Source organism: Xanthomonas sp. NCPPB 1325, from assembly GCF_041477645.2.
GTDB lineage: Bacteria > Pseudomonadota > Gammaproteobacteria > Xanthomonadales > Xanthomonadaceae > Xanthomonas > Xanthomonas cannabis.
In genome coordinates, this window is the sequence record NZ_CM192985.1 from 2,688,275 (window position 1) to 2,709,152 (window position 20,878).

General features: G+C 64.7%; 19 protein-coding genes. 6 read left to right on the forward strand and 13 right to left on the reverse strand.

The window, feature by feature from the left end; genetic code table 11:
* Positions 1-125: 125 nt before the first annotated feature.
* The 8 genes from galU to cmk form a co-directional block, all read right to left on the reverse strand.
* Positions 126-1,019 (reverse strand): UTP--glucose-1-phosphate uridylyltransferase GalU, encoded by an 894-nt coding sequence (galU, locus tag ACCQ10_RS11490; RefSeq protein WP_372360703.1) that lies wholly within the window; start codon positions 1,017-1,019, stop codon positions 126-128.
* Complete coding sequence (locus ACCQ10_RS11495) at positions 1,019-2,926, reverse strand: polysaccharide biosynthesis protein (protein ID WP_039564076.1); 1,908 nt, start codon at positions 2,924-2,926, stop codon at positions 1,019-1,021. The genes galU and ACCQ10_RS11495 overlap by 1 nt, the downstream gene beginning before the upstream one ends.
* Before the next feature lie 13 nt (positions 2,927-2,939).
* Complete coding sequence (locus ACCQ10_RS11500) at positions 2,940-3,911, reverse strand: MraY family glycosyltransferase (RefSeq protein WP_372360704.1); 972 nt, start codon at positions 3,909-3,911, stop codon at positions 2,940-2,942.
* 269 nt (positions 3,912-4,180) lie between these two features.
* Positions 4,181-5,359: a lipopolysaccharide assembly protein LapB gene (lapB, locus tag ACCQ10_RS11505; RefSeq protein WP_039409755.1), complete on the reverse strand. Its 1,179-nt coding sequence runs from the start codon at positions 5,357-5,359 to the stop codon at positions 4,181-4,183.
* Between the two features lie 6 nt (positions 5,360-5,365).
* Positions 5,366-5,671, reverse strand: a complete 306-nt coding sequence (locus ACCQ10_RS11510) for a lipopolysaccharide assembly protein LapA domain-containing protein (RefSeq protein WP_039409757.1) — start codon at positions 5,669-5,671, stop codon at positions 5,366-5,368.
* A 67-nt stretch (positions 5,672-5,738) separates the two neighbouring features.
* A complete protein-coding gene (locus tag ACCQ10_RS11515; RefSeq protein ID WP_002805779.1) occupies positions 5,739-6,050 on the reverse strand; it encodes an integration host factor subunit beta in 312 nt (103 codons plus the stop codon).
* A gap of 88 nt (positions 6,051-6,138) precedes the next feature.
* Entirely contained in the window at positions 6,139-7,824 is a 1,686-nt protein-coding gene (gene rpsA / locus ACCQ10_RS11520) for a 30S ribosomal protein S1 (protein ID WP_016903550.1), read from the reverse strand.
* A 182-nt stretch (positions 7,825-8,006) separates the two neighbouring features.
* Positions 8,007-8,690, reverse strand: coding sequence for a (d)CMP kinase (gene cmk / locus ACCQ10_RS11525; protein WP_039414613.1), 684 nt, complete (start codon positions 8,688-8,690; stop codon positions 8,007-8,009).
* A gap of 174 nt (positions 8,691-8,864) precedes the next feature.
* Between cmk and ykgO the strand changes: the two genes are divergently transcribed.
* The 6 genes from ykgO to ACCQ10_RS11555 all read left to right on the forward strand — a co-directional run bounded on the left by ykgO (position 8,865) and on the right by ACCQ10_RS11555 (position 13,550).
* Positions 8,865-8,990, forward strand: coding sequence for a type B 50S ribosomal protein L36 (gene ykgO / locus ACCQ10_RS11530; RefSeq protein ID WP_005913193.1), 126 nt, complete (start codon positions 8,865-8,867; stop codon positions 8,988-8,990).
* Between the two features lie 199 nt (positions 8,991-9,189).
* Positions 9,190-9,531 carry a hypothetical protein gene (locus ACCQ10_RS11535; protein WP_039414634.1) on the forward strand — a complete coding sequence of 114 codons (342 nt, stop codon included), beginning with the start codon at positions 9,190-9,192 and terminating at the stop codon, positions 9,529-9,531.
* Between the two features lie 227 nt (positions 9,532-9,758).
* Entirely contained in the window at positions 9,759-10,793 is a 1,035-nt protein-coding gene (locus ACCQ10_RS11540) for an agmatine deiminase family protein (RefSeq protein ID WP_039414636.1), read from the forward strand.
* A 115-nt stretch (positions 10,794-10,908) separates the two neighbouring features.
* Entirely contained in the window at positions 10,909-11,793 is an 885-nt protein-coding gene (locus ACCQ10_RS11545) for a carbon-nitrogen hydrolase (RefSeq protein ID WP_039414639.1), read from the forward strand.
* A 4-nt stretch (positions 11,794-11,797) separates the two neighbouring features.
* Complete coding sequence (locus ACCQ10_RS11550; protein WP_372360705.1) at positions 11,798-12,337, forward strand: GNAT family N-acetyltransferase; 540 nt, start codon at positions 11,798-11,800, stop codon at positions 12,335-12,337.
* Positions 12,318-13,550, forward strand: a complete 1,233-nt coding sequence (locus ACCQ10_RS11555) for a TraB/GumN family protein (protein WP_372360706.1) — start codon at positions 12,318-12,320, stop codon at positions 13,548-13,550. The genes ACCQ10_RS11550 and ACCQ10_RS11555 overlap by 20 nt, the downstream gene beginning before the upstream one ends.
* Before the next feature lie 90 nt (positions 13,551-13,640).
* On the opposite strand, the gene ACCQ10_RS11560 is transcribed toward ACCQ10_RS11555, so the two are convergent.
* From ACCQ10_RS11560 to ACCQ10_RS11580, 5 genes are all read right to left on the reverse strand, one after another.
* Positions 13,641-14,468 (reverse strand): endonuclease/exonuclease/phosphatase family protein, encoded by an 828-nt coding sequence (locus ACCQ10_RS11560; protein ID WP_372360707.1) that lies wholly within the window; start codon positions 14,466-14,468, stop codon positions 13,641-13,643.
* 158 nt (positions 14,469-14,626) lie between these two features.
* Positions 14,627-17,764, reverse strand: a complete 3,138-nt coding sequence (locus tag ACCQ10_RS11565; protein WP_372360708.1) for a discoidin domain-containing protein — start codon at positions 17,762-17,764, stop codon at positions 14,627-14,629.
* A gap of 26 nt (positions 17,765-17,790) precedes the next feature.
* Positions 17,791-18,627: a carbohydrate ABC transporter permease gene (locus tag ACCQ10_RS11570; protein ID WP_372360709.1), complete on the reverse strand. Its 837-nt coding sequence runs from the start codon at positions 18,625-18,627 to the stop codon at positions 17,791-17,793.
* Positions 18,624-19,508, reverse strand: a complete 885-nt coding sequence (locus tag ACCQ10_RS11575) for a carbohydrate ABC transporter permease (RefSeq protein ID WP_372360710.1) — start codon at positions 19,506-19,508, stop codon at positions 18,624-18,626. Before ACCQ10_RS11575 ends, ACCQ10_RS11570 begins: the two co-directional genes overlap by 4 nt.
* On the reverse strand, positions 19,505-20,875 hold the full coding sequence (locus ACCQ10_RS11580; RefSeq protein WP_372360711.1) for a sugar ABC transporter substrate-binding protein: 1,371 nt from the start codon (positions 20,873-20,875) through the stop codon (positions 19,505-19,507). The genes ACCQ10_RS11575 and ACCQ10_RS11580 overlap by 4 nt, the downstream gene beginning before the upstream one ends.
* Positions 20,876-20,878: the final 3 nt, after the last annotated feature.

Consider the following 20,878-nt stretch of genomic DNA (forward strand, 5'->3'; position numbering starts at 1 on the left):
CCCTGCCCCGTGAAGCCAGGACAACTCACCTCGATGGTTGCCAGCCTGCGTTTGGCACGGCGCGACACGCTGACAAAAAAACGGCGCCCAAGGGCGCCGTTTCTCAAAGCACTTGCTGCAAGACCTCAGCCGCGTGCATCCGCCTGAGCCAGCGCAGTGCGCAGGATTTCCTTCGCCGGGCCACCATGCTTTTCGTGCTCGAGGGCAAAATGCACAGTCGCCTCGATCAGGCCGATGTGGGCACCGCAGTCGAAACGACGGCCCTCGAAACGGAATGCGTCGACCTGCTCTTGCTTCAACAGTTCGGCAATTGCGTCGGTCAGCTGGATCTCACCGCCCGCACCCGCACCGGTCGACTCGAGCAGATCGAAGATCTTCGGGCTGAGCACATAACGGCCGACCACGGCCAGGTTGCTCGGTGCCACTTCCGGCTTGGGCTTTTCCACGATCGCGTTGATGCGGCCCTTGCGGCCGTCGAACGCGTCGGTGGACACGATGCCGTAGCTGGCCGTCTTGTCATGCGGAACATCTTCCACCGCAATCACGCTGCCACCCGACGCTTCTGCCACGTCGGCCATCTGGGTCAGCGCGGCGTCGCCGCGGTTCCACATCAGATCGTCCGGCAGCAGCACGGCGAACGGCTCGTTGCCGACCACCGCCTTGGCGCACAACACGGCATGGCCCAGACCCAATGCCTCGGCCTGCGTCACGAAAATGGCACGAACGCCCTCCGGCAATGCGTGGCGCACCAGCTCCAGCTGCTCGAGCTTGCCTGCACGCTCGAGCTTCTGCTCCAGCTCGTAGGCCTTGTCGAAATAGTCGGCAATCGAGTGCTTGTAGCGGTTGGTGACGAAGATCAGCGTATCGCACCCGGCCTGGATGGCCTCGTCGACGGCGTACTGGATCAATGGTTTGTCGATGATTGGCAGCATTTCCTTCGGCACCGTCTTGGTGGCCGGAAGAAAGCGGGTCCCAAGACCTGCGACGGGGAATACGGCCTTGCGAATACGCTGGCTCATTACAGTCTTCTGACCTCACGTGCGGGGAATGGAACGACCGTATCAGATCGCGCGTCGACTTTCCGTCGAGCAGCCGCAAAATCCGGCATCAGGCTGCCCAACACAGTCTCCATTGCCTTGATGTCATAGCGATTAACCGCCTCACGCAAACGCGTCACCAGCTGCAGTACCTGCTCGTGCGAGAACTCGCGCACGCCGGCCTCCAGGATCTTCGGGTGCGCGGTGGGACGGTAGTCTTCGTCGGAATAGAACAGCGTCTCGTGCAGCTTTTCGCCCGGGCGCAAGCCGGTATAGAGAATCGCCACATCCTTGCCCGGCTGCTTGCCGGCAAGACGGATCATCTGTTCGGCAAGCAAACGGATCGGCACCGGCTCGCCCATGTCCAGCGTATAGATCGCGCCATGCGAGGCAGAGGCCGCCGCCTGGATCACCAGCTGGCACGCCTCGGGAATGGTCATGAAGTAGCGGGTCACATCCGGATGCGTCACCGTGACCGGGCCACCCTGGCGAATCTGCTCGCGGAACAATGGCACGACGCTGCCGGCGGAATCGAGCACGTTGCCGAAGCGCACCGTGATGAAGCGCGTCGGTGCATCGCGCGCGTCAAGACTCTGGCAGATCATCTCTGCATAGCGCTTGCTCGCACCGAGCACATTGACCGGCTCGACCGCCTTGTCGGTGGAAATGAAGACAAAGGTTTCGATGCGGGCACGCTGACAGGCGCGCGCGACGTTTTCCGTCGCCAGCACGTTGTTGCGCACCGCCTCGCGCAGTTGTTCTTCGAGCAACGGCACCTGCTTGTAGGCGGCGGCATGGAACACCGCGTCGGGCGCCGCAGTGCTCAAGGCATGCGCCACCACCGCCGGGTCGCCGCAATCGCCAAGCACGCGCACCACCTCGATGTCAGGGAACAGCCGGCGCAGATCCGAGTCGATGGTCAGCAGGGCCAGCTCGTCGATCTCCAGCAACACGATGCGACGGGCACCGTGGCGCGCACATTGCCGACAGACTTCCGAGCCGATGGAACCACCGGCACCGGTCACCATCACCGTCTTGTTGGTCAGCCAGTCGCGGATCAGGCGCCAGTCGGGCGTGACCGGCTTGCGATTGAGCAGGTCCTCGATCGCCACTTCCTTCAGCTCGCCCGGCAGCGAGCGCCCTTCCAGCACATTGATCAGCTTGGGCACCATCCGGAACGGCAGCCCGGTGCTTTCGCAGATCGCCACCACGCGCTGCATGCCGGACGCGTCCAGCGACGGGATCGCGATCACCAGCAGCTTGGCAGCGGTTTCCTTGGCGATCGAGGCAGCCTCATCCAAATTGCCCAGCACGTTGAGGCCCTGGATCTTGGCACCGTGCAGGTTGGCCGCATCGTCCAGAAAGCCGACCGGCACGAAGGTGCCGGTGCGGCGCAGATCGCGCACCAGGCCTTCGGCGGCGCGCCCGGCACCCAGAATCAATACGCGCTGCGCGGCATCGCCGGAATGCGCAATCTGGTAGTCCTTCCAGGCGCGATACAGCAGGCGCGGCGTTCCCAGCAGCGCAGACAGCGCGAAGGGGTACACCACCAGCACCGACAACGGCACCCCATCCAGGCGGTCGTACGACAGCGCCAGCACGATGGCCACCAGCCCAAGAAAGCTCGATTTGAAGATATTCCAGAGGTCGGGCACCGACGCGAAGCGCCACAGGCCGCGGTACAGCCCCATCTTCCAGAACACCAGTCCCTGCGCCACCAGCACCACGCCGGTGCGCCAGTCCCACAAGGGAAGATCGGGGGCCTCGCGCAGCATCGAGTAACGGCCCGCGTGCAGCAGCTGCCAGCACACCCAGACCATCAGTAGGTCGTGTACCACCACTGCCACTTGCGGCAGCGCCTTGGTCAAACGGTCACGCCAGGAAATCATAGGAATCCGTTACTCAGGAATTGCGCAGTCCATCGCGCAGAAAAAACCAGATGGCAGTCACGCCAACGCCCCAGACGAGCGCGGCGACAACCTGCTGCCAGAAAGCATCATGACGAATTAACACAAACAAGCAGACGGCAGTGACGCTGAAAGCGAAGTAAACACTAGTAACCGGAACGTGTGTCGCAAGACGGCGCGCCAGGCGCTGATAGACATGCTGCGCATGTGGCTCCCACCACCGCTGACCGCCGAGCATGCGAGTCAGCAGTGTGAAGCCGGCGTCTACAAGAAAGGCGGTCAAGGGTAGCCAGCCGATCCACCAGCTGAGTTGCCCGCCCGCCACGCTCAGGGCAAGCAGCGCGGCCAGTACATACCCCAATGCACCGCTACCGCCATCGCCGAGAAAGATCCGCGCGCGCGGGAAGTTGAACGGCAGGAAGCCCAGACACGCCGCTGCCACTGCCAGGCCGGCCAAGGACCACCCGTTCGGGACCACGGCAGCGAAGGCCAGCGCGGCCAGCGCCGCCTGACTGGCGGCCAGGCCGTTGATGCCATCCATGAAGTTCCAGACATTGATCAGCACGACCGATGCGGCTGCGCTGAGGATGCCGTCCAGAACGTCGCCGGTGGAATGAAAGACCAGCAGCCCGAGCGATGCGGAGGCGATCAGGTGGATGGCAAAACGTACCCGGGCCGACAACGGGCGATGGTCGTCCCACCAACCCACTCCCGCCACCAGGATCAACCCGACCGCAAACCAGCCGAGCACCGTGCGTACGGCAGGCCAGGCCAGCCCTGCCGTCGCGCAGCCCAGCAAAATAGCCACGACGATCGCCATGCCGCCGCCTCGCGGCGTGGCCACGACATGGCTACGTCGCTCGCCGGGATGGTCGAGCAGACGGCGGTGCAGCGCGTAACGCCGCAGCAGCCACGTGCCAACCGCGGCGACCACCAGGTGCAGCGCGCACCAGAGCCAATCATGCATCAGCGGGGCTCACCAAGGTGCGCGCCACGGGCACGTGGCAGCTGCATCAACACGGTGCCGCTGGCCCTGACACGGCAGCCGGGCCACATGCTCGCTGTTTCAGCGCGGAGCGAGCCAGACTGCAGGCTGCCGTTGATGGTGGAGGGCCGCACGCGCAAGCCCTGAGCCGCGCGGATCACCACAGGGCCCCGCCCACGCATGGCGCGAACGCCCGCCCACGAGGACTGGGCAAGGCCGGAGGTCGGTTGCCTGGATCGCACCAACACGCCTTACACCACCGCGTAGTTCAGCAGCGGCTTGACCGTGCCCCATTCCTTGCAGCTCGGGCACTGCCAGTGGTGGGTCTTTGCGCCGAACCCGCAACGCGTGCAGCGGTAGCTGGGATTGCGCACCAGCAACTGGTCGGTGATGTGCTTGAGATCGTTCAAGGTGCCCACCGGATCGCTGCCTTCGGCAAGCGTCAGGTCGATCAAGGCCGATTCGCCACGGACCGAGGGCCGATCCTTGAGCTGTCGGCCGAGATACGCCAGCGCAGGCGCCACGCCATCCTGCGCTTCCATCAGCTGCGTCAGCGCCAGCACCGGGGCGATGCCGCGATAGTGCTCGGTCATCTCCGACAGGAAATTACGCGCGCCGGCGATATCGCCGACGCGGCGATATGCCGCCATCAGCGCCGGGATGATCTCCGGCAGGTATTCGGGATCGTGCCGGGCCGCGCGCTCGAACGCGCGCACGGCGGCTTCGTCGTGGCCGCGTTCGGCTTCGATGCGCCCTTCCAGGATGCCGGCGCGCACCGATGTACCGTCTGCCTGATAGGCCCGCGCAATCGCCTGCAGGGCCTCATCGGCCTTGCCCAATCCGCGGTAGCGGTCGGCCAGCTCGCACTCGAACTGCGAGATCAGCTTGCCCATCGGCTCGCCGGTGACTTCTTCATAGCGGGTGGCGTTGTCGATCGCCTTTTCCCAGTCACGCTCGGCCTGGTAGATGCCGATCAGATGACGCAGTGCCTGCGGAGCGCGCTGATCGAGCTGTGCCAGCTCGGTGAAGACCGTTTCGGCGCGATCCAGCAGACCGGACTTCATGTAGTCCTCGCCCAACGCAAGCAGGGCCTGCACCCGCTGCTGGTCGGTCAGGTCGGCGCGCTGCACCAGCCCCTGGTGCAGGCGGATGGCGCGATCCACCTCGCCACGACGGCGGAACAGGTGGCCGAGTGCCACCTGCGTCTCGAAGGTTTCCTTGTCCAATTCGGCGATGTGCAGAAACAGCTCGATCGCCTTGTCCGGCTGCTCGTTGAGCAGATAGTTCAGACCGCGGAAATACGTGCTGGACAGACGACTGACCTGGGTATCGCCGTGGCGCTGACCACCGCGTCGACCGACGATCCAGCCGCTCAATGCCGCCAACGGTAAAAACAGGAAAAACCAGAACCACTCGGTCAGGAAGTCCATACGTGCTTAGAGTCCATCGAGGGGGCGCGGCTCGACGGCGGCAGGCGTGATCGGCCCGGCGTCGGCGCGGCTGACCGCAACAGCCTTGTTGGCCTGGCGCAGCTTGGAATAGAGGGGAATGACCACACTGACCAGCACCATACCGGCACCGATCAACACACCCACCAGCAGCGCGGCAATGATCGCGACTCCGGAGGTGGTATGCACACTGGAGAACAGGAAATCGAGAGTGATGTCCTGCGAATTGACGGCACCGATGACCAGGCCGACCAACAGGAAAGCCAACATCACCAACAAGCGAAACACCTTCATCGCGAGACTCCGTCGGGAAGGGGCCTAGCTTAACCGAGCAGACATAAACGCAGCGGGAGAGCCGCCGTCAGTCCGCCGCATCGGCCAGATCGACCGGGACCACGGAGCTGACGCGCTCACGCAATTCCTTGCCTGGCTTGAAGTGGGGAACGTGCTTGCCCGGCAACGCAACCGATTCACCGGTCTTGGGATTGCGTCCCAGACGAGGTGGACGGTAATGCAGCGAAAAACTGCCGAAGCCACGAATTTCGATCCGATCGCCATCGGACAGCGCCTGCCCCATCATCTCCAGCAGCGATTTCACTGCCAGATCCACGTCGTCCGACTTCAGATGCGCTTGGCGTCGCGCCAGGATTTCAATCAATTCGGACTTGGTCATGGGAAGACTTGCTTTTTTCGACTGACACATCGGAATCGGCCCGGGCAAGCCCGGGCCGATCCATCACGCTCGCGAGAGCGCTACGCGCTTACTCGGACTTGTTGCTGTTCAACTGTGCACGCAGCAGCGCGCCCAGCTGCGTCATGCCGCCCGACGCAGCGGAGGACTGATATTCCTCCAGCGTCTCGCGCATTTCGGCATCGTCCTTGGCCTTGATCGACAGCTGCAGGGTGCGGCCCTTGCGGTCCATACCCACGAACTTGGCTTCGATCTTGTCGCCGACCTTCAGGTGCTGGGTCGCATCGTCGACGCGTTCGTTGGCGATGTCGCGTGCAGCGACGTAGCCTTCGATGCCATCGGCCAGGTCGATCGTGGCACCCTTGGCATCCACTTCACGCACCACGCCTTCGACCTTCGAACCCTTCGGGTTGGACGCCATGTACTGACCGAACGGGTCCTGCTCCAGCTGCTTGACGCCCAGGCTGATGCGCTCACGTTCCGGGTCAACTGCCAGCACGACGGCTTCCAGCGTGTCGCCCTTCTTGTAGTTGCGCACGACATCTTCGCCGGTGGTGTTCCAGCTGATGTCGGACAGGTGCACCAGACCGTCGATGCCGCCGTCCAGGCCGATGAAGATGCCGAAGTCGGTGATCGACTTGATCTGACCGGACACCTTGTCGTTCTTCTTGTGGGTGGCAGCGAAGGTTTCCCACGGATTGGCGGCAACCTGCTTCATGCCCAGCGAGATGCGGCGACGCTCCTCGTCGACATCCAGCACCATCACTTCGACTTCGTCACCAACCTGCACAACCTTGGATGGGTTGACGTTCTTGTTGGTCCAATCCATCTCGGAGACGTGCACCAGACCTTCGACGCCCGGCTCGATCTCGACGAATGCGCCGTAATCGGTGACGTTGGAGACCTTGCCGAACACGCGGCTGTTGGCCGGGTAACGACGTGCGATGTTGTCCCACGGATCTTCGCCCAGCTGCTTCAGGCCGAGGCTGACGCGGTTACGCTCGCGATCGAACTTCAGCACGCGCACGTCCAGCTCGTCGCCGACGTTGACGACTTCGGACGGATGGCGCACGCGCTTCCAGGCCATGTCGGTGATGTGCAGCAGGCCATCGATACCGCCCAGGTCCACGAACGCGCCGTAGTCGGTCAGGTTCTTGACGACACCCTTCAGGATCGCGCCTTCCTGCAGCTTGTCCATCAGCTGCTCGCGCTCTTCCGAGTGCTCGCTCTCGACCACTGCACGACGCGAGACCACCACGTTGTTGCGCTTGCGGTCCAGCTTGATCAGCTTGAACTCGAGTTCCTTGCCTTCCAGGTAGGCCGGGTCGCGCACCGGGCGCACATCCACCAGCGAACCGGGCAGGAACGCGCGGACATCCTTGATGTCCACGGTGAAACCACCCTTGACCTTGCCGCTGATGCGGCCGGTGATGGTTTCGTTCTTTTCCAACGCTTCTTCCAGCTCGTCCCACACCATCGCGCGCTTGGCCTTCTCGCGCGACAACACGGTTTCGCCGAAGCCGTTTTCGATGGAGTCCAGCGCAACCTTGACCTGGTCGCCCACGCCCACATCGATCTCGCCAGCGTCATTACGGAACTGCTCGATCGGCACGATGCCTTCGGACTTCAGGCCAGCGTTGATCACCACCACGTCGCCACGCACTTCCACGACGGTACCGGTGACGATCGAGCCCGGCTTCAGCTTCGCCAGATTGGCTTGACTGGCTTCGAACAGTTCAGCAAAAGATTCTGTCATTTGGATTTACTCAGTTGAACACACGGGCGCCGGTCGTCGGGTTGCGACAGAGACGGACCGCCCAGCCTGTTGGTCGACCCCAACAACGAGTCGGTTTGGAAGTAGTAGAACCGCCACGCAGGATGCGCGACGGAGCCTTGGAACGCCTTACCGTCGGCGGGACAGGCCCGCTTGCGGAACGCTTACGACGGCGTGCGGGCAGCGATCACCGCAACCACACGCTGGACGACATCCTCGATCCCGATTCCGCTGGTATCGATCAGCACGGCGTCTTCGGCCGGCCGCAATGGCGCCACCACCCGCTGCGCATCTCTGGCATCTCGAGCCATGATCTCGCGCAGCAGGTCGTCAAAGATAACCGAAACACCCTTTTCCATCAACTGTTTATGACGACGGCCCGCACGTTCTTCGGCACTGGCGGTCAGGAAGACCTTGAAGGCGGCATCCGGGAAGATCACCGTGCCCATGTCGCGTCCGTCGGCGACCAGCCCGGGCGCCCGCCTGAATGCGCGCTGGCGTTCCTTGAGCGCGCTGCGCACCTCCGGAATCGCGGCGATCGCCGAGGCCAGGGCCCCGGTGGTTTCCAGGCGCAATTCGCCAGTGGCGTCCACCCCGTTGACCAGCACCCGCAAGCCCGCCTCGCCCGCGTCGTCGAACTCCACCTTCGTGTCAAAGGTGCAGCGCACCAGGGCAGCCGGGTCGGAGACATCCAGATCGGCCCAGCTCGCCGCCACCCCTACCGCACGATACAGTGCACCCGAATCGAGATAGTGCCAGCCCAGCCGGGCGGCAACGATCCGGCTGACCGTGCCCTTGCCGGCGCCGGAGGGACCATCGATGGTGAGGACGGGTGAAAGGTCGGTCATTCAGGCTTCCGGGAGCGGCATCAGACGGTAGTGTAGCGCCGCGCGCCACGATTGCGCTGCAACCACTTGAAAGCACGACGAAAAGCCGGTTAGAATTGCCGGCTTAATTGCGAGTGCACCCTTCGAACGCGGGCACTCTTCCATCGAACCCAACCGTTTACACCGAGGTGTGCCATGAAAGTCCTGTCCTCCCTGAAGTCTGCGAAGACCCGTCACCGCGACTGCAAGGTGGTACGCCGCCGCGGCAAGGTCTTCGTGATCTGCAAGTCGAACCCGCGTTTCAAGGCGCGTCAGCGCTAAGCCTTTACGGCGCGTGCAAGACCCGAGAAAGCCGCCTCCGGGCGGTTTTTTCTTGGCCGCTGCTTCATGTCGGCAGTGCTTCGCTCGTGGCGGAAGGTCTCCACGCCTGCCGGGCGGTCATTGCATCAAGGCGCAACGCGGGTGCTGGTTTTTTGCTGTAATCACCATCTGAAATCTTGTCCACTGGGGAGTAGATGACATGCGCAACCGTTTGTTTGTGATGCCGCCGATCGTGCTGACAATCGCGCTGATGGGGATCAGTGCCGTCGCGTCGGCCGATACGCTGCTGGTCGATCGTGCACAGCAGAAGCCTGCCGCTGCCCTGCCCTTGCGTGGCGACAGCATGAGCCAGGTCGAAGGCCGCTATGGCGCGCCAACGGAAAAGCTCGACCCGCGCGGCGGCCAGAAGCGCCAATGGCCGACCATCCATCGCTGGGTGTATCCGGCGTTCACCGTGTACTTCGAAAAGAGCAAGGTGATCGACGTGGTGGCCAACAAGGCCGATGCCAACGAGATCGGGCCGAAGCCGCCGATCCGTTGACGACAACGCAGCCGCAGTTGCTGGCGCCTGCGCGCCGCACCTGCGGCCACCACGGTATGCGGCGTGACGTGCGTTGCCCCCGTCAGCAACCGGACATGCGTTGCTGCGAATCTGTACCAAGCCCAGGCGTCCATGCACGCCCGGGCTGCAAGAGCCCGCATTCGCCTGCGGGAGACCGATGAACGTGCGGGCGGCTGCCCGCACACCAAGAAGAGTAATTGCCAGGCATGACCGACCGTCTTCGTTTTCCCGCCGAGTGGGAACCTCAATCCGCCGTGCTGCTCGCGTGGCCGCATGCCGGTACCGATTGGGCCGAGCGCCTGGCCGATGTGGAAGAGACCTACATCGCGCTGGTGACGGCGATTTCCCGATTCGAGCCGGTGGTCATCTGCGTGGCCGATGACGATCTGCAGATCTACGCCGAAGCACGGCTGCGTTCGGCGCGGGTGGACATGGCACGCGTGCGTTTCGTGGTCGCTGCCTACAACGACACCTGGCTGCGCGATTCGGGGCCGATCACGCTGCGCCAGGATGGCGGCTTCCGGCTCATGGATTTCCGCTTCACCGGCTGGGGCGGCAAATTCGAGGCCAGCCTGGACGATCAATTGGTGAGCTCGCTGGAGGCCGCACAGGTATTTGTGCCGACGCCAGTGCAGACGGTGGACTTTGCCCTGGAGGGCGGCGCGATCGAAACCGACGGCGCCGGCACCCTGCTCACGACCTGGAAGTGCCTGCACGAACGCCACCCGCAGCGCACCCGCGAATCGCTGAGCAGCGATCTGGCCGCATGGCTGGCGCAGGACCGCGTGCTATGGCTGGATCACGGTTACCTGGAAGGCGACGATACCGACGCGCATATCGATACGCTGGCGCGCTTTGCCGGCCCGGATGCGATCGTCTATCAGGGCTGCGATGTGCCGGGCGATTCGCATTACGCCGAACTGCAGGCGATGGGCAATGAACTGGCGGCCCTGCGCAAGGCCGATGGCCAGCCATATCGGCTGTTTGTGCTGCCCTGGGCCGAGCCGATCCTGGACCAGGGCCGGCGGCTTGCGGCGTCGTATGCCAACTTCCTGATCGTCAACGGCGCGGTGTTGATGCCGGCCTACGGCGATCCGGCCGATACGGTGGCGCAGGCCGTGCTGGCGCAGGCGTTCCCGCAGCACGAGATCGTGGCAGTGCCGTGCCGTGCGCTGATCTGGCAGAACGGCAGCCTGCATTGCCTGACCATGCAGGTGCCAGCCGGGCTGCTCGCCGCCTAAGCGTTGTCGACCCGACGGCTGCTCCAGGCAGCGCGTCGTTTCTTGTTCCGGCCGGCAGGCCGGTGTTATGCCATGGCGCGCTACCGTAGTGCGCTACCTTGCAGGATGAGATGCCATGTCCCGTCACCCTCTTTCCGTCGCGCTGATCCAGGAGCGCAACCACGGCGACGCCGAGGCCAATCTGGCCATCATCGAGTCGCGCGTGGCCGAAGCCGCAGCGCAGGGCGCCAAGCTGGTGCTGCTGCAGGAGCTGCACAACGGTGCGTATTTCTGCCAGCACGAGTCGGTGGACGAGTTCAACCTGGCCGAGCCGATTCCCGGCCCCAGTACCGACCGTCTGGGCGCGCTGGCCAAGCAGCACGGCGTGGTGCTGGTGGCCTCGTTGTTCGAGCGCCGCGCCGCCGGCCTGTACCACAACACCGCGGTGGTGTTCGAAACCGACGGCCGCCTGCTCGGCAAGTACCGCAAGATGCACATCCCCGACGATCCGGGCTTCTACGAGAAGTTCTACTTCACTCCGGGCGATCTGGGGTTTACGCCGATCGACACCTCGGTCGGCCGCCTGGGCGTGCTGGTGTGCTGGGATCAGTGGTACCCCGAAGCGGCGCGCCTAATGGCGCTGGCCGGTGCGGAACTGCTGCTCTACCCCACTGCGATCGGCTGGGACCCGGACGACCAGCAAGCCGAGCAGGAACGCCAGCGCGATGCGTGGATCCTGAGCCATCGCGGCCATGCGGTGGCCAACGGCGTGCCGGTGCTGTCGTGCAACCGCGTCGGCCATGAGCCCTCGCCGCTGGGCGCCTCGGGCATCCAGTTCTGGGGCAACAGCCATGTGCTGGGGCCGCAGGGCGAATTCATTGCCGAAGCCGGCCAGGACCCGACCGTGCTGATCTGCGATGTCGATCTGCAGCGCAGCGAACATGTGCGGCGTATCTGGCCGTTCCTGCGTGATCGCCGTATCGATGCGTACGGCGACCTGCTCAAGCGCTACATCGACTGACCGCATGCCCGTCGAGCTGCGTGCAGTCCGCGATGCGGACATCCCGGCGATCACAGCGATCTATGCGGAGCAGATCGCCGGGTTCAACACCTACGAATACAGCGCGCCCTCCAGCGAAGCGATGCGGGCCCGCGTGCAGGCGATCGTGGGCGCTGGCTACCCGTACCTGGTCGCCGAGTACGATGGGACCGTGGTCGGTTATGCCTATGTCAGCGCGTTTCGTGCGCGCACCGGGTATCGCTTCACGGTCGAGAACTCGATCTATCTCGCTGCCGACGTGCAGGGCCGCGGCATCGGCAAGGCCTTGCTGGGCGAGCTGATCTCGGTCTGCGAACAGCGCGGCTACCGGCAGATGATTGCGGTGATCGGCGATGCCGCCAACCAGGCATCGCGACGGCTGCATGAACGTTTTGAATTTCGCACGGTCGGAGTGTTCACCGGTATCGGCCGCAAGCAGGGCCGCTGGTTGGACGGCGTGCAGATGCAGCGCCAGCTCGGCTCCGGTGACACCGCCCCTCCTTCTGATGAATACCCCCATGACTGAGCAGACCACCCCCGTTCTGGACGATGCGCTGTCCGGCCAGCCGCACCGCATCGTCGAACGCGATGGCGTGCGTTACACCTTGCTGGGCACCGCGCACGTGTCGCTGGCCAGCGTGGCGGCGGTGCAACGTGCGATCGGCAGCGGCCGCTACGATGCGGTGGCCGTAGAGCTGGATGCGCAGCGGTTGCAGGCGCTCAGCGACCCGGATGCTCTTGCCCGCCTGGATCTGGTGCAGGTGATCCGCAAGGGCCGCGTGGCCCTGTTCGCCGCGAACCTGGCGCTGGCCGCCTACCAGCGCCGCCTGGCCAAGCAGCTCGGCATCGAGCCGGGTGCCGAATTGAAAGAGGCGGTCAACCTGGCGCGAGCGCAGGGGCTGCCGGTGCATCTGATCGATCGCGAAGTCGGGCTGACCTTCAAGCGTGCATCCGGGCGGCTGGGCTTCTTCGGCAAGATGAAGTTGGCTGGCGGCCTGCTAGGCGGGCTATTCGCCGCTGACGAAGTCGGCGAAGAGGAAATCGAGAAGCTCAAGCAGGGCGACATGCTGGAGGCGAGCTTCGGCGACTTTGCCAGCGAAAGTCCGGAGCTGTACGAGACGGTGATTGCCGAGCGCGATCGCTACATGGCCACGCGTCTGCGCGAAGAAGCCAGTGCCGGGCAGCACGAGGTGCTGGCAGTGGTCGGCGCAGGCCATCTGGCCGGCCTGGCGCGGCATCTGGAGCAGGACACCGATGCACCTGGCCCGCTGCGCGAGTCGCTGGAGTACGTACAGCAGCGCAAGCGCATCCCCTGGATCACGCTGGGCATCCTGACGGTGATCATCGCCGGCATCGGGATCGGCTTCTGGCGCGGTGGCCTGAGCATGGGCGCCGACCTGCTGCTGCAGTGGGCGATGTATACCGGCGGCCTGGCGGCATTGGGCTGCCTGCTGGCCGGCAGCCATCCGTTGAGCATTCTCACTGCCGCGGTGGTGGCACCGTTCAAACCGTTCCGTCTGAGCGTGCCGACCGGTGCGTTCGCGGCACTGGTCGAAGTGCATATGCGCAAGCCGGCCTATGGCGATTTCCTGTCTTTGCGCGACGATGCGCAGACGCTGCGCGGCTGGTATCGCAATCGCGTCTCGCGCGTGGTGCTGACGTTCCTGCTGACCAATTTCGGCAGCATGGCCGGGGTGTGGCTGGCGGGTGTGCAGATCTTCAATCGGCTGCAGGGGTGAGCGCGAGAGCCGCAGTGCGCTGTCTCGTAGGAGCGCACCCGGGCGCGACGGGGCGTTACCGGTAACGCTCCGTCGCGCCCGGGTGCGCTCCTACGGCATTCGGTCGCTCGGTGCGGACTGCGCCGGTGGCGCCAACTGCAGGCGCACCCACACGCCGTAGTGATCCGATGCCCAGCGACCTTCGGCGTAGGGCGTATCGAACAGGATGCGGGCTTCGCGGGCGAGCAGGCGGTTCTGCTGGAAGAACACGTGATCGATGCGCGCCGGCTTGTCGAAGATGTGCATGTTCAAGGTGCTGACCGTGACATCGCTAGTGCGATGCACGCTGCCATAGCTGTCGCCATAGCCCTTGCGTAGCGCTTGCAGGTCCAGTGCATCGGCGGCGGTATTGAAGTCGCCGGCAATCACCACCGGCGCCTGCGCACTGGTGGAGGAAATGAACTCCAGCAGATCGCCGACCTGGCGCGTGCGCGTGGCGGTGCCGCGCGCATCGGCACGTTCGTTGAGATGGGTGACGTAGACGTTGACCGGCTGGCCGTCGACATCCACCTGCAGATGCGCGGCAACCCGATAGTCGTCCAGCGGCTGCAGCAGGCGCTCGTGGCGCGCCAGCACCTTGCGCCGGCTCAGCAGCGCATTGCCGTAGCGCTTGGGCGCACCGGCAGGATCGACCGAGACGAAGATGACCGCGTACCCAAGCTTCCGCGCCAGCCAGACGGCCTGGTTTTCCACGCTGCCGCGCCGTTCGATGACCTCCTGCAGTGCGATCACGTCCGGCGCCAGCTGCCTGAGTTCCTTGGCGATATGCGCGCGACGGCCTGGCCAGTCCTCGCGGTCGTGGTGCAGGTTGAGCGTGACCAGGGTCATCTCGCGCGCCTGCGCGGTGGCGGCAGTCGCCGGCCCTGATCCGGTAATCATCGCGGCCGCGCCATGCGGCTTCGCTTGATCGGTCTCCAGCCGCACTTCCGCCGGCCCGGCCTGGGCAGCCGCAGAGCACGCCCCCAACAGCGCCGCCGAGGCCAGCATCAGGCCGCGGTGGCGCCACTGCCCTGCCCGTCGCGGACAAGGCACAAGCATCATTGCGCGGCCTTCTCGGCCCGCCGCACCGCGCCGGGCACATCGATCTGCACCGTGGCCGGCAGCTGCTGGATGCGCAGCTCGCCGTTCTGCCACTCGACCGATTCGCCGTTGACGCTGGCCTTGCCCGGTTCGCCCTGGTACGGCCACGCAAACACCACACCGCCCGGCGGCATCAGCAAGCCGGGTTGCAGTTGCAATTGCAGCTGTTTTTCGCTGCGCTGCAGGCTGTAGTTGAGGCGGCCGTAAGGTGTACGCAATTCGGCGATGCCGATGCCCTTGCCTTCGAACCAGCGCGTCGGCGTGCCGGCGGCAATCACGAGGCTCTGGTCGGATTCGCGGGTGTAGGCAAACATGTCCAGCACCGAGCGGACGAAGTCCGAGGCCACCCAGGCATGCGGCAGGTCGCCGACGAAGAACGGCGTGCGCGGGGTACGCGAGACCACTTCGGCCCACTGGTTCCAGGGCTGCGGCGCGCGGTCCTTGAAGAAGAACGCGGTGGCATCCCAGGCACGCTCGCGCCAGCCAAGCCGTACGAATGCGGCCACGTTGCGCCACTCGTACGGCGTGTAGTCCTTCCATTCGCGCTTGCTGTCGCGGCGGTCGGAGAACTCCTTCCAGTAGCGCTCGAAGGTGTTGTTCAACAATTCCTGCGGCAGGCGCTGCTGCTCGCCTCCCGGAGTGAGCGCGATGGTGGTGGAGGTGGCGTCGAAATCACCGAGTTCGGCCGAGCCGGGCAGGAAATCGAGCTTGTGCTGGCGCACCGCGGCACCGAGCGAGGCGATCAGGTCGCCACTGAATTCATCGCGTGCGGCACCGAACCGGGCGGCGTCCTCCGGCTTGTCGAGCGCGCCGGCCAGCATGGCGGCGTCCTTGTAGCCGCGCAGCGCCCAGAAATTGTCCCAGTACGAATGCACCGGCTTGGCCGAATAGCCTTCGTGGCTGATCGAGACCGGCATCATTCCGTAGAAGGCCGGGTTGCGCATGAAGTTGTCTTCGGTGCGTTCGCTGGCGCGCAGTTTTTCCATGTAGTCGTAGGCACCGGTGACGTGCGGCCACATCTTTTCCAGGAACGCCTTGTCGCCGGTGTAGCGGTAATACTCGGCGATGTTGTAGATCAGCTCGCCGTGGCTGTCGTTTTCCGGCACCGGGTCGCTGCCGCGGTCATCTACGCAGCACGGCACCATGCCGTCGGCGAACTGGAACGGCGCAAACCAGTCGACATAGTCGCGCACCACGTCTTCGCGGCCCAGCCGCAGCAGCCCTTCGGAAATCATCGCGCCGTCGCGGATCCAGCTGCGCGAGTACGAACGCGTGCCCGGCTGCAGACGCGGGCCGATGCGCGAGATCAACATGTGCGCCAGTGCGGTACGCAGCGTATCGACCACCGGCTTGCCTTCGGCCGGCACGCTGATGCGCACGCGATCGAGTTTGCCGCGCCATTGCTGCGCCACTTGTTGTTGCGCGGTGTCGGCATCGAAACCGGCCGGCAGCTGCGCTGCGCCGGTCTGTGGGATCACCAGCGCCACTTCACGCCGTTGGCCCGGTTCCAGCTTCCAGCGGTACAACAACACGCCCGATGCCAGGCCGGTTTCGTCCTTGACCTGGGTCACCGTCGGCGGCGTGGCCGCGGTGAGATGGCTGACATCCATGCCGCTGTCGAAGGCGCTTGCAAAGCCGGCATCCGGCCGCTGTGCAGCGAACACCCGCGGCTTGCCGTTGACGCTGACCTGGCCACCATCCACTGCGAGTTGGTCGATGCGGCTGACGCCACCCAAGGTGTTGAGAAACTGCGCCGGCGGGTTGACCTGGAATGGCCGGACTGCCAGCGCCAGGGTGAACTCGCGCGCATCCTTGCCGGTGTTGTGCAGTTGGTAACGCGCGACCAATTGCGCCTGCTCCGGAGTGCCCTGCACGAAGGCAGTCACGCGCAGATTCATCAGGTCGTGATGCCAGTCGACGCTGGGAATCGGCAGGTAGTCGTCCTGCAAGCTCTGCTCGCTGCTCACATCGGACCAGTGCAGCAGCTTGCCGCCGGTGACCACGAACGGTTCGATGCTGAAACCGCCCTTGCCCACCTCCACCGCACCGTCTTCGCCGATCAGGCCCTGCTCGGTACCGCCGTCCAGACCGATGATGGTCCAGTACGGCTGCTCGCCGGAGAACCCGCGCGGGTAACTACCGCGCGGCAGCTGCGCGGCGAGCGACTTGATGAAATCATTCGGCGTTGCCGCGAATGCCAACGGCTGCAGCTGCACTTCCTTGATGCCGTAGCGCCAGTTGGGGCCATCCTTGAGATCGAAACGCAGGTAGCGCGCCTCGGTATCGGGCAGCGCCAGCCAGTCGGTGCCACCCGCACCGGCGGTGACGGTGCGCAGGTCGCGCCAGCTGCGGCCATCGGCCGAGGCACGCACCACGTATTGCGAAGCCTGCAGGCCGGGCACCCACTGCACCACGGCGCCGCCGAATTCGCGCACCTTGCCCAGGTCCAGCGTGACCGTCTGCTGCTTGACCGCGCCGCTGAGCCAGAAGGTGTCGGGCTTGCCGTCGGCCAGGCGCTGTTCCAGCGCGGGCGCGGTGTCGGTGATGGCCTCGGCCTTGAGCGGCGAGGTGTCTTCCGGCGGCAACGGGGTAAGGGTCAGCCGATCGAAGCACACCGTGCCCTTGCCGCCCACCTTGTTGTAGATGGTGAATTCCACATCCGCGCTGCTGCGCAGCTGCTTGTCCGCACCCGGGCCCCAGGCTTTTTCGATGTTGCGCTTGCGGTAGTTGAACGTGGTCCAGTTTTTCGGGAACGTGAAGCCCGGCCGGTTGACCCACCACACGTTGTCGCCGCTGGCATTGATCAGCTTGACCTGCAGATCGTTGGACGGCGAGTCGCCGCGCAGCGAAAACCCGAGGCGGTAGTTCTCTGGATAGTCGATCGGCAGGTTGCGACGGATGCCGACATAGCCGGACACGCCATTGAAGTTGTAGTCCAGGCAAAACGCATGCCCGCCGGATGTCGTAGCCACCGGCCGCAGCGAACCGCTGACCTGGTTGGAGACCACCAGGCGCCACGCGCCGATGTCGTTGAAACCGTCGAGCACGCGCTCCTGCGCCTGCGCCGTGACCGCAGAGGTGGCAACAGCGGTCATGGCAAACAATCGCAGGAACATTGGCTTCACCCCTTCACACTCCCCAGCAGAAGACCTTGGATGTAGTAACGCTGCAGCGCCAGGAACAATAGCAGTACCGGAATCACCGTCACCACTGCACCGGCCATCATCAGTTCCACGTCCATGATGTGCTCGCGCGACAGCGCCGCCAGCGCCACCGGCAAGGTGTATTGCTCCTGGTCGGTCAGCACGATCAGCGGCCACATGAAGTCGTTCCACGAGCCCATGAAGGTGAAGATGGTCAGGGTGACCAGCACCGGCTTGAGCATCGGCAGCACGATCTGGAAGAAGATCCGCATCTCGCTGGCGCCATCGATGCGCGCGGCTTCGATCAATTCATCGGGAATGCTGCGCGCGTATTGGCGCACCAGGAAGATACCGAACACCGTGGCCAAGGCCGGCACTACCACTCCGCCGATGTTGTTGACCAGGTGCAGCTGCTTCATCAGCAGGAACAGCGGCAGCATCGCCACCTGCGCCGGGATCACCAGCGCGGCCATCAGGATCTTGAAGATGCGCTCGCGGCCGACGAACTGCAGCTTGGCAAACGCATAGCCGGCCATGGTGTTGATCAGCAGCGAGCCCAGCGTGATCAGCCCGGACACCAGCAGGCTGTTGGTGAAGTTGCGCGCCATGCCGGTGCGCGCAAACAGCTCGTGGTAATTGGCGGTGGTGAACGCCGAGGGCAGCATCGGCGGCGGAAACCGGCTGGCCTCGCCGGTGGGCATGAACGAGACCGACAGCATCCACAGCAGCGGCGCCAGGCTGATCAGGGCCAGCACCAGCAGGCCGCCGTTGATCAGCACGGCATTCCAGCGCGATTCGCCGACATCACGGCTCATATCAGGTCCTTCTTGCGGCCAAAGCGCAACATCACGGTGGTCACCGCCAGGATGATCAGGAACAACAGGAACGCCACTGCCGATGCACGGCCGAGGTTCCACCACTTGAAGCCTTCTTCGAACATGAAATACAGCACGCTGACGGTGCTTTGCAGCGGGTCGCCGCGGGTCATCACGTAGGGTTCGGCAAACAGCTGGAAATAGCCGGAAATGGTGATCACACCGACCACCATCAGCACCGGGCCGAGCATCGGCAGGGTGATGTGCAGGAACTGCTTCCAGCGCGAGGCGCCGTCGATGCGCGCGGCCTCGTACAGGTCCTGCGGGATCGCCTGCAGCCCGGCCAGGAAGATCACCATGTTGTAGCCGAAGTTCTTCCACACCGCGAACAGCATGATGGTGGGCATGGCCCAGCGCGGGTCGCCCAGCCAGTCGATCGGAGCGATGCCCAGATGGCTGAGGCCGAAGTTCACCAGGCCGTATTTGATGTGGAACAGGTAGCGCCAGATCACCGCCACCGCCACCAGCGTGGTCACCACCGGGGCGAACAGGGCGGTACGGAACAAGGCCTTGAGGCGCGAGGCCTTGGCATTGAGCAGGAGCGCGGCGCCGAGCGAGACGCCGATCGACATCGGCACGCCCAGCAGCACGAAATACGTGGTGTTCCAGAGCGACTTCCAGAACAGCGGCGTCTGCAGTAGTTCGACGTAGTTGCCCAGGCCGACGAAGCGCAGATGGCTGCTGTCGGCCAGTGCGTACAGGTCGAAGTCGGTGACGCTGAGCACCAGCGCGGCGAACACCGGCACGCCGAAGAACATGCCCAGCACCATGATCGACGGCGCGGCGAACACCCAGCCGGCGACGGAATTGCGTTTCATCATGGTGCGGCTCCCTGGCCCGCGGCGGCGGCTGGCGTGACGATTTCTGCAGCAGATGGCGCTACTGCGGGTGTGGCCGTCTCACCGGCCGGACCGACATGCCCGCCCTCCTGCTCGAAGATCCAGCGGCGCTTGGCCAGAATCTCGTCCACACGTTGATCCAGTTCCTGCACCGCGGCGTCGTGCGATTGACCGCCGCGCACCACGCGCTCGGTCACCAGACGCATTTCCTGCACGATGCGCTCCCACTCCAGCACCTTCGGCGTGGCCTTGACCCGCTCCAGCTGGTCGCCGAAGGCATGCGCCAGTTCGTCGTTGGCCAGCGACGGCAACTTCCAGGTGCTGCGGCGCGGCGGCAGGTCGCCGATGATGGCGTGGAAACGCGCCTGCACCGTGGGCTGGGAGAGGTATTCGATCAGCTTCCAGCTGGCGTCCTTGTGCTGGGACGACTTGAAGATCACCAGGCTGGAGCCGCCGGCAATGCCCGCACCCAGGCCGTTCGGCCCAGGCAACGCAGCGGTGCCCCACTTGCCTTCCATGCCCGGCGGCTGGCGCAGCTTGAACTCGCGCACGTTCCAGGGCCCGGACAGGTAGAACGCGTAGTAGCCATTGAAGAATTCGTACCAGACGTTGGACACCTGGGTCTCGGAGACCTTCGGCGCCCAGCCCTTCTGGTACATGCCGTCGTAGAAGCCCAGCGCCTTGCGGAACCCTGCGCCGCGGAAGTTGCCGTAGTTGTCGTGGTCGCGCAGCAGGCGGTCGTCCTGCTGCAGCGCGAACGACAGCTGCTGCTCGAACTCGTTGAGCGGCATCAGGATGGCGTAGCGGTCGGGGCCGACCTTGCGCTTGATCGCCGCCATCACTTGTTCCATCTCCGCCCAGGTCTTGGGCATTTCGCTGTAGCCGGCCTCGCGCAGCAGATCCTTGCGATAGAACAGCAGGCGCGTGTCCACATACCACGGCACCCCGTACAGCGTGCCATCGACCACGTTGGTGTCCCACACGCCGGGAAAGTAGTCGGCCGGGTCGACGATGGTCGAGCGCGCCACATACGGCTGCATCGGCTCCAGGGTGTCGAGCAGCGCAAATTCCGGCAGCCAGGTGTTGCCGAGCTGGCACACGTCCGGCAAGCCGTCGGCGGCAAAGGCGGTGAGCAGTTTTTCGTGCGCCGCGGTCATCGGGATGTTCTGCACATCGACGTGGATGTCCGGGTGCTGCTTTTCGAAGTCGGCCACCAGCTCTGCGACCACTTCGGCTTCCTTGCCCATGGCCCAGAAGCGCACGGTGGTCTTGGCAGGGTCGGAGCGATTACATCCCGCCGCACCTGCACACAAGGCGGCGGCCAGCATCAACAGTTTCAAAAGGCGCACGGA

What these genes read in the sequence shown, in the direction of transcription:
- ACCQ10_RS11545 (WP_039414639.1), top strand. Translation starts at nt 10,909, where the DNA reads ATGTCCCGTCACCCTCTTTCCGTCGCGCTGATCCAGGAGCGCAACCAC.
- ACCQ10_RS11550 (WP_372360705.1), top strand. Translation starts at nt 11,798, where the DNA reads ATGCCCGTCGAGCTGCGTGCAGTCCGCGATGCGGACATCCCGGCGATC.
- ACCQ10_RS11540 (WP_039414636.1), top strand. Translation starts at nt 9,759, where the DNA reads ATGACCGACCGTCTTCGTTTTCCCGCCGAGTGGGAACCTCAATCCGCC.
- ACCQ10_RS11570 (WP_372360709.1), bottom strand. Translation starts at nt 18,627, where the DNA reads ATGAGCCGTGATGTCGGCGAATCGCGCTGGAATGCCGTGCTGATCAAC.
- ACCQ10_RS11535 (WP_039414634.1), top strand. Translation starts at nt 9,190, where the DNA reads ATGCGCAACCGTTTGTTTGTGATGCCGCCGATCGTGCTGACAATCGCG.
- ACCQ10_RS11515 (WP_002805779.1), bottom strand. Translation starts at nt 6,050, where the DNA reads ATGACCAAGTCCGAATTGATTGAAATCCTGGCGCGACGCCAAGCGCAT.
- ACCQ10_RS11500 (WP_372360704.1), bottom strand. Translation starts at nt 3,911, where the DNA reads ATGCATGATTGGCTCTGGTGCGCGCTGCACCTGGTGGTCGCCGCGGTT.
- ACCQ10_RS11575 (WP_372360710.1), bottom strand. Translation starts at nt 19,508, where the DNA reads ATGATGAAACGCAATTCCGTCGCCGGCTGGGTGTTCGCCGCGCCGTCG.
- ykgO (WP_005913193.1), top strand. Translation starts at nt 8,865, where the DNA reads ATGAAAGTCCTGTCCTCCCTGAAGTCTGCGAAGACCCGTCACCGCGAC.
- cmk (WP_039414613.1), bottom strand. Translation starts at nt 8,690, where the DNA reads ATGACCGACCTTTCACCCGTCCTCACCATCGATGGTCCCTCCGGCGCC.
- rpsA (WP_016903550.1), bottom strand. Translation starts at nt 7,824, where the DNA reads ATGACAGAATCTTTTGCTGAACTGTTCGAAGCCAGTCAAGCCAATCTG.
- lapB (WP_039409755.1), bottom strand. Translation starts at nt 5,359, where the DNA reads ATGGACTTCCTGACCGAGTGGTTCTGGTTTTTCCTGTTTTTACCGTTG.
- ACCQ10_RS11510 (WP_039409757.1), bottom strand. Translation starts at nt 5,671, where the DNA reads ATGAAGGTGTTTCGCTTGTTGGTGATGTTGGCTTTCCTGTTGGTCGGC.
- galU (WP_372360703.1), bottom strand. Translation starts at nt 1,019, where the DNA reads ATGAGCCAGCGTATTCGCAAGGCCGTATTCCCCGTCGCAGGTCTTGGG.
- ACCQ10_RS11560 (WP_372360707.1), bottom strand. Translation starts at nt 14,468, where the DNA reads ATGATTACCGGATCAGGGCCGGCGACTGCCGCCACCGCGCAGGCGCGC.
- ACCQ10_RS11495 (WP_039564076.1), bottom strand. Translation starts at nt 2,926, where the DNA reads ATGATTTCCTGGCGTGACCGTTTGACCAAGGCGCTGCCGCAAGTGGCA.
- ACCQ10_RS11555 (WP_372360706.1), top strand. Translation starts at nt 12,318, where the DNA reads ATGAATACCCCCATGACTGAGCAGACCACCCCCGTTCTGGACGATGCG.
- ACCQ10_RS11565 (WP_372360708.1), bottom strand. Translation starts at nt 17,764, where the DNA reads ATGACCGCTGTTGCCACCTCTGCGGTCACGGCGCAGGCGCAGGAGCGC.